This window comes from Streptomyces sp. NPDC041200 (assembly GCF_055591805.1).
Genome location: NZ_JBVIZF010000029.1, coordinates 11204 through 28365, shown reverse-complemented (window position 1 = coordinate 28365; position 17162 = coordinate 11204). Strand labels below are relative to the sequence as shown.

Sequence of the window (17162 nt, the reverse complement as noted above, 5' to 3'; positions counted from 1 at the left end):
GACCCCCACCTGTGGACCCTGGTCCGCGACGAGGAACCGCCGCGCCCCGGCCTTCCCCGCCTGCGCCACCGTGTCACCCTCTCCGCCCCCACCCAGGGGCCGGTGGTCGAGGCGGTGCGGAGTCACGTCCCGCAGGTCTGGCTGGGCGAGTTCCAGCGCGCGGCGGGCCACGTCGGCCGCCCCGACGTCAGCGGGCACCGGCGGCGCACGCGGAACCGTACGACGTAACAGCCACCCCTGATTGAGGTTAGGCTAAGCTAACAAAATCTTGGCAAGGCCGGCTGAACGCACCTCATGAACGGGGCGGGGACACAGATGAGACCTGTCGTCATCAAGTTCGGCGGTCACGCCATGGTGGACGCGAGCCTGCAGCGCGCGTTCGCCACTGATGTCGTGGAGCTACGGCGCGCGGGCCTGCGGCCGGTCGTCGTCCACGGGGGCGGACCGCAGATCAGCGCGATGCTCGACCGATTATCCCTGGAGACCCGGTTCGAGGCGGGACTGCGGGTGACCACGGCGGAGGCCATGGATGTGGTCCGCATGGTCCTGTCCGGCCGGGTCCAGCGAGAGCTGGTCGGCCACATCAACGCCCACGGGCCCTTCGCCGTAGGGATGACGGGCGAGGACGCGCACACGATGACCGCCGTGCGGCGGCCCGCCTGGGTGGACGGACGGCCGGTGGACATCGGGCTCGTCGGCGACGTCGTGGACGTGAACCCGGGCATGGTGCGCACGCTCATGGAGAAGGGCCACATCCCGGTGGTCTCCCCCGTGGCGCGCGGCGCGGACGGGCAGGTCTACAACGTCAACGCCGATCTCGCGGCGTCCGCCCTGGCCGTGGCCCTCGACGCCGAGCGGCTGGTGATGCTCACCGACGTGGCGGGGCTGTACGCGGACTGGCCGCACAGCACCGAGGTGATCCGGCAGCTGACGGCCGACGCGCTGGACAAACTGCTGCCGGGGCTGGCGAGCGGGATGCTGCCGAAGATGGAGGGCTGCCTGCGGGCCGTCCGCGGCGGCGTACGCCGCGCACACGTCCTCGACGGCCGGGTGCCGCACGCGGTGGTGCGCGGTGTTCTCGGCGAACCGGGCCAGGGCACCACCGTGGTACTCGACCACAGCCCGCACCACGACAGGGACCACGACACGGACCGCGACAAAAGCGCCGCCGTATGACGGGTCACAAGATCCGCCCGAGGACCCGCGCATCGCGCCGGGGGTCCAGCGACGCCACCCAGGACGCGGGCGCCAGGCGCACCGGCGTGGTCATGAATCCGTACCGGAGGAACAGGCCGCCACCGCCGGTCGTCGCCGTGAACACGGCGTCCAGCGCCTGGGCGCGCGCCCTGGCCAGCACCGCGCGCAGGAGCCCCGCCCCCACTCCGCTCCCCTGCCGCCGCCCGGCCACGCAGAAGTTGTACACGACGCCCGCGGGCCCGCGGCCCGCTCCCGGGTCGGCTCGGTGCACACGCAGGCCCACGCAGCCCTCCACGGTGCCGTCCGGGGCCTCCGCCACGAGGAAGTCGGCCGCGTGGGTGGCGTAGAGCGTGTCAGGGCGCTCCCGCAGCGCGCCCGAGCGCACGAAGGGCCGGGATAATGCGGCGAGTTCGGCGGCGTCCTCCTGACGGGCCGTGCGCACGGACGGCGTCGGTGCGGGCAGCACCTCGGCGACCGCGGATATCCCGCTCACAGCGCCGGTGTCCCGGTCTCGCGGCCGCCGACATACGTCGCCACCACGTCGATGTCGCCGATGCGCGAGGTCTCGGCGCACCGGGGGTCGTCGCCGAGCACGACCAGGTCGGCGAGCTTGCCCGGGGTGAGGCTTCCCAGGCTGTCCTCCCAGTGGCAGGCGTACGCGCCCGCCACCGTGTAGGCGTGCAGCGCCTCGTCGACGGTAATGCCCTCGTCCGGGCCGATGACCTGGCCGGACTCGGAGGCGCGCTCGACCATGAACTGGATGGCCCGCAGCGGGGATCCATCGGCCACGGGGCGGTCGGAGCTGCCGACGAGGGGGATGCCGTGGTCCAGGAACGCCCTGCCACGATAGAACCAGGGGGCCCGATCCGCGCCCATGATCGCCGCGTAGTCGTCGCCGAAGTAGCGCAGGAAGCTGGGCTGGACGACCGCGCTGACGCCGAGCCGCGCGAAGCGCGGGAGCTGGTCGGGACGGATCAGCCCGGCGTGCTCGATGCGGTGCCGGGCGGCGGGGCGCGGACGGAGGCGCTGGGCCCGTTCCAGGGCGTCCAGAGCGATGTCGGCCGCGCGGTCGCCGATCGCGTGGACGGCGAGCTGCCACCCGGCCAGGTGGCCGTCCACGATGGTGTCCGCGAGCACCCGCGGGTCGTCCTGCACCTCACCGCTGTGGTCCAGCCCTTCGTACGGGCTGCTGAGTGCGGCGGTCCGGGCCATCATCCCGCCGTCGGTGAAGATCTTCAGCGCGCCCACGGACAGCCGTGCGTCGCCGAATCCGGTGCGCAGGCCGAGGTCGAGGGCGCGGGGAATGCCGTCGGCCGGGTGCGCGGCGGCCGGGCGCAGCCGGTCGGCGGACACCATGAGCTGGACGCGCAGTGGCAACAGGCCCTGTTCCTGGGCGAGTTGATAGGAGCCCAGCTCGACCGGGCTATGGCCGAAGAGGGTGCCGCCGATGCCCGCCTCGGCGCAGGCGGTGACGCCCTCGGCCAGGCAGGTCCGGGCGGCGCGCCCGATCGCCTCGGCCAGTTCCGTCTGCGCGTACGGCAGGCGCAGGGCGCGGGCGGCACCCATGGCGCCCTCGGTCAGGAAGCCGTTCTCGTGCGGGAGGTCGGCGGGGAGCAGGTCCAGGACGGCGGAGTTGACGACGCAGCCGTGCCCGGATTCATGCAGCAGGAACACCTTGCGTCCCTGGCTGACCCGGTCCAGTTCGGCGGCGGTCAGATGGCGGCCCAGGGCCCGCTGGTCGTAGCCCGCGACGCTCACCCAGGCGCCGGGCGAGCCCTCGCGGGTGACGGCCTCCTCCACGAGGGCGAGCACCTCGTCGATCCGCGAGTGCCCCGCGATGCTCGGTGTGTTCTGCTGGAAGCCGGTCCAGGCCAGGTGCACATGGGCGTCGATGAACCCGGGCAGCACGGTGGCGCCCTGGAGGTCGATCACCTCGCGGGCGGGCAAGGAGGTCACGGCCTCGTCCAGGCCCACGATCCGGCCCCGCCACACGCCCAGGTCATGGGCGACGGGGTGGTCGGGGTCCATGGTGAGGAAACGTGCGTTCGTCAGTCTGGTGCAGAGCATCGGACAGGACTCTCCCGCGGTGAACACCAAAGTTAGGTTAGGCTCGCCTAATTGGCAGGAGCTTATCCGTGTCCCTCCCCTCTCACAAGGAGACGTTCATGCGCCTGGGCACGACCGGCAGGGAAACCGCCTTCGTCGAGTTCGGACTGCCCGGCACGCCGGGCACCGAGGAGTTCTGGGCGGCGGCGGGGGCGCCCGCGTCGATACCCGACGGCGACGGCGGCTGGGTGACCCTGTTCCTGTGGCGCGGGTCCCCGGCGACCATCGGCTTCGAGAGCTGGTCGGAGCCGGTGCCCCTGCGCCGGTGGGCCGACACGGACTGCTGGTACGCCGAGGTGGGCATGCCCGCGCGGTTGCGGGTCACCTACCAGTTCCTCGTGGACGACGAGGCCCACGCCGACCCGTTCAACCCGGTCGGCGCCGGTGGCGACCGGTCCATCGCCGCCACCCCGGACGCCCCGGCCCAGCCGCACTGGCCCGTCATCGGCGCCGCCGACGTACTGCCCGTCCCGCGCGCCCGGATCCGCTGGAACAGCGAACGGCTCGGCGGGCGGCGCACCGTGCGCGTCCACCCGGTGGGCGGTGGCGGGCCCGTGGTCCTGCTGCTCGACGGGGACGACTGGCTGTATCTGCACCCGGCCATGACCGCGTTCGACTCGGCCGTGGCCAGTGGCGAGATGCCCGCCGTCACGCTCGTCTTCCTTCCGGTCAAGGACCGGGAGGCCGAGTTCGGGTGCGCGCCCGGGCTGTGGGAGGCGATCCGGGACGAACTGCTGCCGCTGGTGGCGGAGTCCGGCGTACCCGCCGACTTGGACCGGCTGGTGGTCGCGGGGCAGAGCCTGGGCGGGCTGAGCGCGGTGTACGCGGCGCTGGAGTTCCCGGACCTGGTGTCCCGCGTCGCCTGTCAGTCGGGGTCGTTCTGGTGGACACCCGGCGCCCTGGACCTGCCGGACCCGCTGGGCGGCCCGGTCGGCGGCACCGTCGCCGCACGCCTGCGGGAGCGCCCCGACCTGTCGGGCCTGCGGGTCGCGTTCGACGTGGGGGAACACGAGACCAGCATGCTCCCCCACTGCGAGGTGACCGAGACCCTGATGGCACGGTCCGGCGCGACCGTACGCGTGGCGCGGTCGGCGTCCGGCCACGACCGGGCGGGCTGGCGGCAGGCCCTGCTCAGGGATGTCGCCTGGGCGCTCGCCTGACGGAGCCCCGGGTCACTGCGTCAGGGTCACCGCGTCACCGCGTCACCTGGCCACCGCCGAGCGGTAACCCTCGTCGGTGGCGAGGAGATTGCGGTGGGTGTCCTCGGCGGTGATGACGCCGTCGTCCAGGACGAGGACACGGTCGGCGGCGTCCAGCAGGGCCGGGCTGCTGGTGATCACGATGGTGGTACGGTCCCGGCGCAGCTTCGCGACGTGACGCGCGATGAGCTGCTCGGTCACCGCGTCGACGGCCGTCGTCGGGTCGTGCAGCACAAGGACATCGGTGTCGGCGGCCAGCGCCCGGGCCAGGGACAGCCGCTGGCGCTGCCCCCCGGAGAGGTTCGCGCCACGGTCGCGGACGCCGTAGTCGAGTCCCGCGCGGTGGAGGGCGACGACATCGGTCAGCATGGACGCCTCGACGGCCTCGGGGACCATCCGGCTGGTGCCCGAGGGGTCGATGTTCGTCCGGAGGGTGCCCGCGAAGATCTCCCCGTCGTACGGGTTGACCAGCATGTGCCCGCGGACCGCCTCGACCGCCAGGTCCGCCAGCTCCTGCCCGCCGACCCGCACCGCTCCCTCGTACGCGCCGGGCGGGACGTTCACGGCCAGTACCGACGCCAAGTCGGCCGCCGCACGCGGCTGATAGGCGGCGATCGCCACGAACTCGCCCGCTGCCACCTGGAACTTCAGCTCACGCAGCGACCCGTACCGGACGCAGTCGATCTCCACGCCGCCACCGGTGGCCGGACGCTCCGGGCCCGGAGCCGCCACCGGCGGCGCGGTCAGCACCAGCGCCATCCGCTCGGCCGACGCGCGCGCCATCATCACGTACTTCGGCATCTCCGAGAACAGCTTCAGCGGTTCCATGATGAACTGCGCCAGCCCCACGGCCATGACGAGTTCCCCGATGTTGATGCTGCCGTCCCACGCCAGCGAGCCCGCCGTCAGGGTCACGGCGGCGGCGAGGACCGCGTTGAGGGCCAGCGCGGTGCCCGCGTACACGCCGTTCACCTTGGCGACGGTGATCGCCTGGTGCTTGGCCTCCGTGCTGACCTCGCGGTAGGACCGGAACGCCGCGTGGTTGCCGCCGAAGCCGTGCAGCGGGCGCAGGCCGGTGATCAGGTCGGCCACCTTCGCGCCCGCCCGCGCCACCCGGGCCTGCTGTTCGCGGGTGCTGGACCCGATCCGCTTGGACAGCACGCTTAAGACCGACAGGATCGCCACGGTGCCCACGATCACCAGCAGCCCGAGCCGTACGTCGGCCAGGCCCAGCGCGACCGCCGCGACCAGCACCGCGACCAGCGAGCTGATGAGCAGCGGCACCACCTCGATGATGTCGGCGGTCTGGTCGGCGTCCTCGGTGGCGATGGTCAGCACCTCGCCGGACTTGAGGTCGACGTCCCTGGCCACCGGCTGGAGGCCGCAGGACGCGACCTTCACCCGCCAGCGGTGTGCCTCGGTCGTGTTGGCCTTCTGCAGGACCCGCATCCCGAACCGCCACGACAGCGACACCGTCGTGATGATCACCGCCAGCGCGGCGATCGACAGGCCGAGCGCGCCGAGGCTCCGGTCCCGCATGGTGTGCTCGACGATGAGGCCGAGCGCGATGGGAAAGGCCGTCTCACCCGCCTGGTACAGGCCCATGAGGACGGTGCCCCAGGCCATGGCGCCCATGTTGCGGCGCAGGGCGGTTTGGAGGATGTCGGACCCCGGTCGGGGCCGCTGCGTGTCAGGAGTGGTCATCGCGGTGCGTTGTCATCGAGGTGGCGGGCCATCGCTTCCGGGGTTCGCAGGGTGAACAGATCACGGATCGTGATCACAGGACCGTACTCTCGGCGGAGCAGCCCGATCAGCCGCACCGCCAGCATGGAGTGCCCTCCCAGGGACACGAAGTCGCTCACCGCGCTCACCTCGTCGTCGTCCAGGTCCAGTGCCTCGGCGAAGAACTCGCACACCACGGTCTCGGTCTCGGTCTCGGGCCCCCGCTCCCCCGCCGTGGTCAGCGCGCCGAGCGGCCTGGCCTCCGGCAGCGCCTTGGTGTCAGCCTTCCCGTTCACCGTCAGCGGGATGCTGTCGACCTGGGCGTAGTGCGTGGGGCGCAGGAAGTCCGGCAGCCCGGCGCACACCTCGGCGGCCACCGCCGCCAGTTCCGCCCCCTCCAGCACCAGGTAGGCGGCCAGCCGGTACGCTCCGTCGACCTGCGGGTCGGGCTGGGCGACCGCGGCGGCGAACCGCACCGCCGGGTGCGCCGCGAACACGGCTTCCACCTCGCCCAGTTCGACCCGGTGTCCCCGGATCTTGACCTGCTGGTCGGTGCGGCCCAGGTACATCAGGTTGCCGTCGGGACGCCGGATCACCAGGTCCCCGGTACGGTACATGCGCTCGCCGGGTGCGCCGAACGGGCAGGCCACGAAGCGGTGCGCGGTCTGGGCGGGCTGTCCGAGATAGCCGCGCGCGATGCCGATGCCCGCCACGTACAGCTCGCCGGGGACCCCGTCCGGCAGCGGCCGCAGCCATGGGTCGAGCACATACACATCGGTGTTGTCGATCGCCACCCCGACCACCGGGTCCTGGCATTCGAAGGTGCCGACGCCGAGGGTGTTGATGGTGTACTCGGTGGGTCCGTAGAGGTTGTAGCCGACCGTGCCCTCGGTCTCGGCGAGCCGCTGCCAGAGCGTCGGGGTGACGGCCTCGCCGCCCAGCAGCACCAGCGCCGGCCGCCGTTCCGGGTTGTCGAGCAGGCCCTCGGCCACCAGCTGCTGCGCGTAGGTCGGGGTCACGTTGATGACGTCGATGCCGTGTTCGAGGCAGTACTCGACCAGCCGGGGCGCGTCGCGGCGCAGTTCCTCGTCGCAGATGTGCACCTCGTGGCCGTCGGCGAGCCACAGCAGCTCCTCCCACGACATGTCGAAGGCGAACGACACGGTGTGGGCGATCCGGAAGATCCGATGGCCGTGTTCCGCGAGCACCGGTTCGAAGATCCGGCGCTGATGGTTGATCAGCATGTTGGTGAGCCCGGCGTACTCGGTCACCACGCCCTTGGGCTTCCCTGTCGATCCGGAGGTGTAGATCGTGTACGCGGGGTGCCGCAGCCGGTCCGGGTCGTCCGGCGCGAACGTCCGGTAGGGCTCGGCCCCGGGCAGCGGGCGGTCCAGCTCGATCAGGTCGCCGGTGAGCCGGGGCGAGACCGCGCTCACGGTGAGGATGACGTCGGGGCGGGCGTCCGCGACGATCGCGGCGATCCGCTCGTCCGGGTGGTCCAGCTCCAGCGGTACGTACGCGGCGCCGACGCGCAGCACGGCGAACAGCGCCACGATCGAGTCGAGGGAGCGCGGTATCGCGAGCCCCACGGTCGTCTCGGGGCCGATGCCGCGCCGGGCGAGGACACCCGCCACCGCGCGGCTGCGGTCCCGGAGCCCCGCGAACGTCATGGTCGAGCCATCGGCGACGAGTGCCACCCGCCGCGGGTCGCGGTCCGCCGCCTGGTCGAAGCGGTCGACCACGGTGTCCGTGCCGACGTCCGTACGTGCCTCCGGCGATGGCCACGGCCCCAGGCCGCGCAGCGCGCCGACCGGTCCGGCGGAGCGGGCCACGTCTTCGAGGACGCGCAGATAGTCGTCCAGGAGTCGGCGGGCGTGCCCGGTGTCGTGGTCGCGGTACTCCAGCTTGACCGTGAGCCGGTCGCCGGGCGTGACGACCCAGGTGAACGGATAGTGGGTGGAGTCGTCGGCCTTCACCGAGGTGATGCCGTGCCGGGTGTTCATCTCGGCGAAGGCGTCCATGTCCAGGAAGTTCTGCAGCACGAACAGGTTGTCGAACAAGGTGTCGTGGCCGCTGGCCCGCTGGATCTCGCCGAGCCCCAGGTGCTCGTGCTCCATCGCTTCGACCCTGGCCGCCTGGACGCCCGACAGATACCCGCCGACCGTGTCGTCCGGCCGGGCCCGCGTCCACTGGGGCACGGTGTTGAGCAGCACACCGACGATGTCGTCCAGGCCCTCCCCCTCCCGACCGGAGACGGTCACGCCGAACACGGCGTCGCTACGGCCCGTATGGGCGCCCAGCAGGAGGCCGAACGCGCCGGTCAGCACCGAGTTCAGCGTGACGCCGTGCGCCCTGGCCGCGTCCCGCAGCAGGTCCGACAGCTCGGCGGACAGCGGGTGCACGAGGGTGCGCGGCAGGTCGTCGACGAGGGTCGGCGCCGGTCCGGCGAGCAGTGTCGGGCCGGGGACACCGGCCAGGTGCTCCGCCCAGAAGCGCTCCGATGCGGCCGCGTCGCGGGCGTCCAGCGCCCGGGCGTGGTCCTCGAAGCTCGGCGTGGCCGGGACCGGTGCGGGCAACTCGCCCGCGAGGACGGCCGCGTAGGCGTCGAAGAGTTCGCGCAGCACGATCTCGCGGGACCAGCCGTCCCACAGCAGCAGGTGGTAGCTGAGCAGCAGCCCGTCGCGGTCGTCGGGCAGCCGCACCACGGTCATCCGGATCAGCGGCGGCTCATCCGGATTGAATCCGGTGTCGCGGTCCCGTGCGCGCAGGGCGTCGGCCTCCGCGTCCGTGGCGAGGGACACCGTGCGGACATCGACCCGCCGTCCCGCGCCGAGGACCTGGACCGGATTTCCGTCGTCGTCGGTGGCGAATCCGGCGGCCACGCCCGGGTAGCGCGCGATCACGTACGCCATCGCCTCGGCCAGCGCGCCGGTGTCCAGGCGCCGGTCGAAGGTGAACCAGCTCTGCGCGACATAGTGTCCGGCCGGGCCCGCCATCTGGGCCTGGAAGTACAGACCTCGCTGGAGCGGGGTGACCGGTGCGGTGCGCTCGGCCGTCGCGGAGGCGTCCGCGATGTGTTCCAGCGCGCTCCGCCAGTGCTCGGTGATCTCGTCCGGGATGCCCTCGGCGAGGATGAAGTCCGTGTGCAGGCTTCCGGTGGCCGCGTCGGTCCACGCGTTGACCTCGACCGCGTACGGGCTGCCCTGATCGCCGCCGGTGACGCGCGGCGCCTGGGACTCGCCACCCCGGCCGAGGTAGTTGAACAGCACCTGTGGGCGGGCGGTCAGCAGGGGCGCGGTCTGCGGGTTGAGGTATCTGAGCTGCCCGTAGCCGACGTGTGCGCGCTCGTCCGGCTGGCGTTCGGCCACCTCGCGCGCCGCCGCGACGGGATCGGTGTGCGCGGTGAGCCGTACGGGCGCGATGGCAGTGAACCAGCCGACCGTGCGGGTGTAGTCGTGGTGTTCCAGCGCCGGGACCCGGCCGTGCCGCTCCAGCTCGATCGCGAGATCGGTGGGCGAGGGCTGGACGCGGGTCAGCGCGGCACGCAGCGCGCCGCACAGCAGCTCGGTGAGCCCGACGCCGAGCGCTGCGGGCGCGGTACGTGTCACGCGGTCGCTCACCTCGGGCGCGAGCACGACTGCGGTCTCGCGCAACTCGCCTATGGACGGGAGGAGTTCGGGCGCCCGCAGCGTGGTGATCCAGTGTCCGAGGTCGTCGATGGCGTGGGTGGACCGCAAGGTGAGCGCCTCGGCGTACTCGGCGTACGACGTGGTCGGCGGCGCCAGGGGCTCCCCCCGCAGGGCGGTGGCCAGGTCGTCCAGCAGGACCAGCCAGGACACCGAGTCGACGGCGAGGTGGTGCACGGTGACCACCAGGGTCCGGCTCGCCTCCAGCCACGAGAACGCGACCACGTCCCCGGACTCGGGATCGAGCCGTCCGGCGGCCTCGTTCGCCGCCGTCGTGGCATCGGTGGTGTCCGGCCGTACGACGGTGACCTCTCGGGCGGCCTCGGTACGCGGGGCCCACACCCCGTGCTCGACGCGCAGCCGCAGCCGGAGGGCCGGGTGCGCGGCCACCACGGCGTTCGCGGCGCGCCCGGCGTCGGCGAACCCGGCGCCCTCGGGTGCCACCAGCGTCCTGGCCTGGGCGAACCGGGCGAGCGATCCGCCCAGTTCGCGCTGGCGCAGGAGGATCGGCGTCGGCGCCAGCGGGCCGTCCTCGCGGCGCACGGCGGCGGACGCTTCGGCCCGCGGCGTGCGCGTTCCCAGGTGTTCGACGAGCGCGCGCGGTGTCCGGAAGAGGAACACGTCCCGTGGCGCGATCGGCAGGCCGAGCGCCCTGGCCCGGTTGATCACGGTGATCGCGACGATGCTGTCACCCCCGGCCCGGAAGAAGTCGGTGTCGCCATCCACGGCGGACCCGGGCAGCGTGTCCGCGAAGATGCCGACCAGCGCGGCGAGCGCGGAATCGCTCATCGCGGCCGAAGTGTCGTCCTGGGCGGCGGCGCGCTGGATCAGGGCCGTGCGGTCGAGCTTGCCGTTGACCGTCAGCGGCAGGGCGTCGACCGGCAGCACCCGGCCCGGCACCATGTGCACGGGCAGCTTCGTGGACAGCGACTCGGCGAAGTCGTCCGGCACCCGGCCCACGACGTGTGCGACAAGGTGGTCGCCGGTGTCCGCCACGGTGACGGCCACGTCGACGACACCGTCGAGTTCCCGTACGGCGGTCTCCACCTCACCCAGCTCGACGCGGAATCCCTTGAGTTGCACCTGATCGTCGGCGCGGCCGGTGAACTCCAGCTCGCCGTCGAGGGTGCGGATGGCGAGGTCGCCCGTGTGGTACATGCGGGAGCCGTCGCCCGCGAACGGATCCGCCACGAACCGGCCGGCGGTGAGTCCGGGCCTGCCCAGATAGCCCAGCGACACCTGGTCACCCGCGACGTAGATGGCACCCTCCCGGCCCGGCGGCACCGGCCGGAGCCGGTCGTCGAGCAGATAGGTGACCAGCCCGGGAACCGGAGTGCCGATCGGGCTGACGTCCTGGCCGGGGCCGAAGTCCTCGTCGGCCAGCACCCGGTGGGTGACATGGACGGTGGTCTCGGTGATGCCGTACATGTTGACCAGCTCGGGCGATCCGGTGCCGTGCCGCTCGACCCAGCCGCGCAGCCGTCCCAGGTCCAGTGCCTCGCCGCCGAAGATGATCCGGCGCAGCGCGGGCAACGGCTCACCGGCATGCCGGTCGGCCTCGATGAACTGGTAGAACGCCGACGGGGTCTGATTGAGCACGGTCACTCCGCGCTCCCGGACGAGCCGGTGGAATTCGACCGGCGAGCGGGTCAGCCCGTACTCCGGCACCAGCAGCTCGCCACCGTGCGCCAGCGCGCCCCACAGCTCCCAGACCGCGAAGTCGAAGGAGAAGGAGTGGAATTGGACCCAGACGTCGTGCGGGCCGAAGTCCATGGCGGGCCGGGTGTTCGCGAGCAGTGTCACCACGCTGGAGTGCGGGACGACGACGCCCTTGGGCCTGCCCGTCGATCCGGACGTGTAAATCAGGTACGCGGGGTCGTGCCAGGTGGCCTCCGGCCCGGGCTCGGTAGTGGCCGGTGGCCGCTCCTCCCCCCGTACCAGCACACGGGCCGCCACGCCCGCCCGGGCAAGCAGCCGGGTGAAGCGGTCGCGCTGCTCACGCTCCACGAGGACGACCTGCGGCGCGGCGTCGGCGAGGAGGTACTCCAGCCGTTCGTCCGGGTACGCCAGGTCCAGCGGCACGTACGCACCGCCCGCGCTGACGACCGCGACCAGGGCGACGACCTGTTCGAGGGAGCGCGGGACGGCCACGGCGACGCGCTTCCCCGGCCCGGCCCCGGCCGCGCGCAGGACAGCGGCCAGCTCGTTCTTCGCGTCCGCGAGTTCGCCGTAGGTCAGTGACCGGGTGCCGCCGTCGAGACCGCACTGGGTGACGGCGGTGGCCGCCGGGTCGCGGCGCGCGGCGGCGTCGAACAGCCCGCCCAGGGTCGTCTCGGCGATCCGCCCGGGGCGCCGGGCGTCCTCCGGTGCCAGGTCGTCGACCAGGGCGTCCGGCCGGGTGAGCAGGCCGGTGAGGGCCCGGGTGAACGTGTGCAGGATCGCCTGGGCGGTCGCCTCGCGCAGCAGTTCGCCGTCGTAGATCAGGTTGAAGCGGGGGCGGCCGTCGAGCGCGCGCTCGACCACCAGGGTCAGCGGGTAGTGCGGGGCGCCTTCGTTGACGATGCCGGTGATGGCCAGCGTGTCGCCGGGCCGTCGCAGCGCGGCCACATCGGCCGCCACGTCGAACACCACCAGGGTGTCGAACAGCGTGCCCGCGCCGGTCTGCCGGCTGATCCGGGCCAGCGAGACGTGCTGGTGCGGCAGCACCGCGCTCTGGTGTTCCCGCACCGAGGCGAGCAGGTCACGCGCCGTGGTGGTACCGGTCCAGCGGGCGCGCACGGGGATCGTGTTGATGAACAGCCCCACCATGTCCTCGATGCCGGGCACCTCCGCGTCACGCCCGGACACCGTGGAGCCGAACGCCACGTCCCGGCCGTGCAGGATGGAGCCCAGCGTCACCGCCCAGGCGCTGTGCACGGCCACGCTCAGCGGCACACCGGCCGACCGGGCCGCCGCGTCGATGTCCTCCCCCGGCTCCACGGCGGTGTCGGCGAACCGGTCGGACGGGGTGTGTCCCTCGGCGACCAGCGAGGGGCCGGGCAGCTCGGCGAGCTGCTCGCGCCACACCCGGTCGCTCTCGTCGTCATCGCGTGCGGCGAGCCGTCGTACGTAGTCGGGGAAGCCGCCGAGTGGGTGCACGGTCCCCGGCGCGTGGTATTCGGCCAGCAGCGCGCGGAGCATCGGCGGCACCGACCAGCCGTCGGCGATGATGTGGTGCACGGTCTGCACCAGGACGTCCCTGCCGGGGCCGCCACGGATGAGCGTGTACCGCATCAGCGGCCCGGTGGCCAGGTCGAATCCGGCGCGGCGGTCCCGCTCGGCCAGGTGGCGGATCTCGTCGTCGGTGATGCCGGGGCGGTCCAGCGTGGTGAAGGGCGCCTCCACGCCACTGTCCAGTACGGAGACCACGCGGCCGTCGGCGAGGGCCGTGAACCGCGCGGCCAGGTTGGGGTACAGCGTGAGCAACCGGGTGGCCGCCGCCGCGAGCCGGTCGGCGTCCACCTCGCCGTCCAGCGTCAGCAGCTGCTGCTCGACGTACGCGCCCGCCGAGTCGCCGTCGAAGACCGAGTGGAAGTACAGGCCCTCCTGCAACGGGGTCAGCGGCAGGATGTCGCGCAGCGCCGGGCCGTCCAGGGCGTCGACGTCGGCCTGGGTGAGCGGCACCGGGCCGAAGTCACTGGGCGAGTGGCCGCCCTGGTCGAGCGCGGCCAGCCCGGCCAGGGCCTCGCGGAAGTACCCGCCGATCGTCGTGATGTCCTGGTCGGTGAACATCCCGTCGGGCCAGGAGAGGGTGGTGACCAGTTCGTAGGCGCCGGTCGGGGCGGGTTCGGTGATCGCGTTGAACTCCAGGGCGCGCGGCAGACGCATCCCGGGGTCGCGCTTCTCGCCCAATTGCCCGGTGGAACCCGCGAGTTGCCAGTCACCGGACGCGCCCGCTTCGAAGCGGCCAAGGTAGTTGAACAACACCTGCGGTGCGGGTGCGTCGAACTCCACGCCGCGCAGATACCGCAGGGCGCCGTAGGAAACGCCGTTGCCCGGCACCCGGGCGAGGTCGTCCTTGACCGCCTTGAGCGCGGCGGCCAGATACCCGGGCGCGGTGAAGTCGGCCGCCGCGCCGGGATCCACGGTCACCGGGAACAGGGTGGTGAACCAGCCCACGGTCCGCGACAGCTCCGGCTCGAAACCGGCGGCGTCCGCCACGAACCGCCCCTCGCGGCCGTGGCCTTCGAGTTCGATGTGGGCGAACGTCTGGCGTTGTCCGAGGTCGCGGCGCCAGCGGGCGAGGGTGACGGCGAGCGCGGTCAGCAGCACGTCGTTCACACCCGCGTGGAACTTCGCGGGAATCTCACCCAGCAGCGCGGCCGTGACCTCGGGCCCGACCGAAACGGTCCGCGCCCGCTCCCGCGCGACGGTGTCGGCCTCCGACAGCGCGCGCCTGCCCACGGGTGCGTCCGCGCCCGGCAGGGGACGCCGGAAGTAGTCACGGTCCGCGTCGAACGCCGTGTGCTCCAGCAGTTGCGTCCAGCGCCGGAACGACGTGCCCACCGGGGGCAGCGCGATCGGCTCGTCCGAAGCGAACTGCCGCCACGCGGTGGCCAGGTCGTCCATCAGGACACGCCAGGACACGCCGTCGACGACCACATGGTGCGCCACCACGACCAGCTGCCGTGCCGCGCGCCGCCAGACGGCGCGCAGCATCACGCCGCTCGCCGGGTCCAGTCCGTCGGTGGCGAGCGCGACGCACTCCTCCAGCGGCCGGTCGCTCTCCTGCCACGATGAGGTGGCCCGGTCAGCCTCCGGGATGGCGAAACTCCAGCGGTCGCCGCGCACCAGCGTGGCGCGCAGCATGTCGTGGCGCCGGACCACGGCGGTGAGGATCGCGTCGAGGGCGTCGGCCGTCAGCTCCGCCGGGGTGTTCAGCACGACCGACTGTACGAAGCCGTCGATCGCGTCCGTGGTCTCGCCGAGCCACTGCACGATGGGCGATCCCACGACCGTGCCGGTCGCGACGTCCGCCCGGTCCACGGTGGCGGTGTCCTCGACGAGCGCCACCGCCGCCAGCGCCCCCACGGTGCTGTGGGTGAAGATCTGCCGTGCCGTGAGGTGCAGGCCCGCGTCGCGCACCGCGTTCAGCAGCGAGATCGCCAGCAGGCTGTCCCCGCCGAGCTGGAAGAAGTCCTGGTCGACACCGACCTCCTCCAGCCGCAGCACCTTCGCGACCGCCGCGCACAGCACCCGCTCGTTCTCGGTGGCGGGCGGGGTGAGCGAGCCCGTCCCGATCACGGGTTCCGGCAGCGCGCGGCGGTCGAGCTTGCCATTCGCGGTGAGCGGGAATTCCGTCATCACCACGATGTGGGCGGGCACCATGTACTCCACCATGTGCGCGGCGGCCCACGCCGTGACCTCGTCCGCGCGCAGCTCCTCGCTCCCGGCGGCCGGGATGACGTACCCCACCAGATAGGTGCCGCCCGCCGTGTTCTTCTTCGCGAGGACACAGGTGTGCCGTACCCGGGGGTGCTCCGCGAGACCGGCCTCGACGTCCTCGATCTCCAGCCGCATGCCGCGGATCTTGACCTGGTTGTCGGCCCGGCCGAGGAAGTCCAGCGACCCGTCCGGGGCGAACCGGGCCAGGTCACCGGTGCGGTACAGCCGGGATCCGTCCCCGGCGAAGGGGTTCGCCACGAACCGGGACGCCGTCAGGCCGGGTGCGTTGATGTAGCCGCGGCCCAGGAGGAAGCCGCCCGCGTACAGTTCACCGCCGACGCCGACGGGGACCGGGCGCAGTTCGTCGTCCAGCACGTACAGCTGGGTGTTGGGGTTGGCCTTGCCGATGGAGGTCGACAGGCGTTCCGCCGCGCCCCGGTAGATGACGTGCGAGACGCCGATCGTCGTCTCGGCGGGGCCGTAGCCGTGGTACAGCGGGATGTCGAGCCGGGTGCGGAACCGCTCGTACAGCTCCGGGGTCAGGACCTCGCCGCCGCACCACACATGGCGCAGACTGTCCAGCCGCCCGGAGTCGCCCGCCATCTCCAGCAGCACGTCCAGCATGGAGGACACCAGGTAGGTGAAGGTGACGCGCTGCTCGGCGATCACGCTCAGCAGATGGTGTGGATCCCGTTCGCCACCGGGGCGCAGGACCACCAGTCTGCCGCCGGACACCAGCGGCAGGAAGATCTCGTTGATGGAGATGTCGAACGACAGCGGCGCCTTGAACAGCGACGCGTCGTCATGGCCGAAGCCCAGGATCTCGTTCACCTGCCACAGCAGGCGCTCGCTGATCGCCTCGTGCCGGATCATCGCGCCCTTGGGCCGCCCGGTCGAACCGGACGTGAAGATCACATACGCCAGGGCGTCGCCGGGTACGACGGTCCCGGGGCCCTCCGTGGGGTAGGAGCCGAAGCGCCAGTCACCGAGGTCGACGGCCACGGCTTCCGGCTCGTCCGGGGTGTGCTCGCCCGAGTCGTTGAGCTGCGTCACGACCTGGGCGTCGGCGATGACGACGGCCCGGCGCGCGGCGGGCCACCGCGGATCGAGCGGTACGAACGCGCACCCCGCCTGGACCACGCCGAGCAGCCCGATCACCATGTCGGCGGAGCGGCCGAGGGAGATGCCGACGACCTGTTCGGGGCGGAGTCCGCGCTCCAGCAGATGGTGGGCGAGCTGGGCGGCCCGCTCGGCCGCCTCACGGTAGGTCAGCGACCGGTGCTCGTCGACGATGGCGATGGCGTCCGGCCTGGTCCGCGCCTGCTCGTGGAACATCTCCACGATGGTGGGCCGGATCCGGTCGGCGGTGTTGTCGTTCCACTCGGCCAGGGCGTTAAGCCTCTCCGCCACGCTGGACGGGCTGATGGTGCCGAGCGGCCGGTCCGGGAAGTCGGCCAGGTCGTCCAGCGCGAGCTGCGCGTCGGCCCGTACGACACCGTCCGGGACGGCGATGCTCCACCCGTCCGTGCCATCTGCCTCGACCTCCCAACCGGTCGGCCCAGCACCTCCGTTGTCGACCCATGCGAGGACGTCGGCGAACAGGGTGGCGGGGGTGAGGTCGATGCCGTCGGGGCTGTGCCCCGACGCCCAGTACGACAGCCCGATGGCGCACGCTTCGGCGATGGTCCGATCGGAGAAATCACCGGTCCGGCGGCGTACGTCGGCAACGCGTGCGGGAGAGAGCAGTACGCGGCGAGCGCTCGGTTCCGTCATCGAAGACTCAGCATTCCTTCCACGTCATGAAAACCTCACCTGCATCAGGGGTGTT

6 protein-coding genes are annotated in these 17162 nt (G+C 72.4%); 2 read left to right on the top strand and 4 right to left on the bottom strand.

Going from position 1 to position 17162, the window contains the following annotated elements; all coding sequences use genetic code 11:
• Window positions 1-294: 294 nt before the first annotated feature.
• Window positions 295-1176, top strand: coding sequence for an acetylglutamate kinase (gene argB, locus ACZ6CL_RS34710; RefSeq protein ID WP_468943349.1), 882 nt, complete (start codon window positions 295-297; stop codon window positions 1174-1176).
• A 4-nt stretch (window positions 1177-1180) separates the two neighbouring features.
• Here argB and ACZ6CL_RS34705 read toward each other — a convergent pair whose 3' ends face one another.
• Entirely contained in the window at window positions 1181-1690 is a 510-nt protein-coding gene (locus ACZ6CL_RS34705; protein ID WP_468943347.1) for a GNAT family N-acetyltransferase, read from the bottom strand.
• Window positions 1687-3264 carry an amidohydrolase gene (locus tag ACZ6CL_RS34700; RefSeq protein ID WP_468943345.1) on the bottom strand — a complete coding sequence of 526 codons (1578 nt, stop codon included), beginning with the start codon at window positions 3262-3264 and terminating at the stop codon, window positions 1687-1689. Before ACZ6CL_RS34700 ends, ACZ6CL_RS34705 begins: the two co-directional genes overlap by 4 nt.
• 98 nt (window positions 3265-3362) lie before the next feature.
• Here ACZ6CL_RS34700 and ACZ6CL_RS34695 point away from each other — a divergent pair, with 98 nt between their 5' ends.
• Window positions 3363-4463: an alpha/beta hydrolase-fold protein gene (locus tag ACZ6CL_RS34695; protein WP_468943342.1), complete on the top strand. Its 1101-nt coding sequence runs from the start codon at window positions 3363-3365 to the stop codon at window positions 4461-4463.
• Window positions 4464-4505: 42 nt separating this feature from the next.
• On the opposite strand, the gene ACZ6CL_RS34690 is transcribed toward ACZ6CL_RS34695, so the two are convergent.
• Together ACZ6CL_RS34690 and ACZ6CL_RS34685 are read right to left on the bottom strand one after the other, a co-directional pair.
• Window positions 4506-6206 carry an ABC transporter ATP-binding protein gene (locus ACZ6CL_RS34690; protein ID WP_468943340.1) on the bottom strand — a complete coding sequence of 567 codons (1701 nt, stop codon included), beginning with the start codon at window positions 6204-6206 and terminating at the stop codon, window positions 4506-4508.
• On the bottom strand, window positions 6203-17107 hold the full coding sequence (locus ACZ6CL_RS34685; RefSeq protein WP_468943338.1) for a non-ribosomal peptide synthetase: 10905 nt from the start codon (window positions 17105-17107) through the stop codon (window positions 6203-6205). The genes ACZ6CL_RS34690 and ACZ6CL_RS34685 overlap by 4 nt, the downstream gene beginning before the upstream one ends.
• Window positions 17108-17162: the final 55 nt, after the last annotated feature.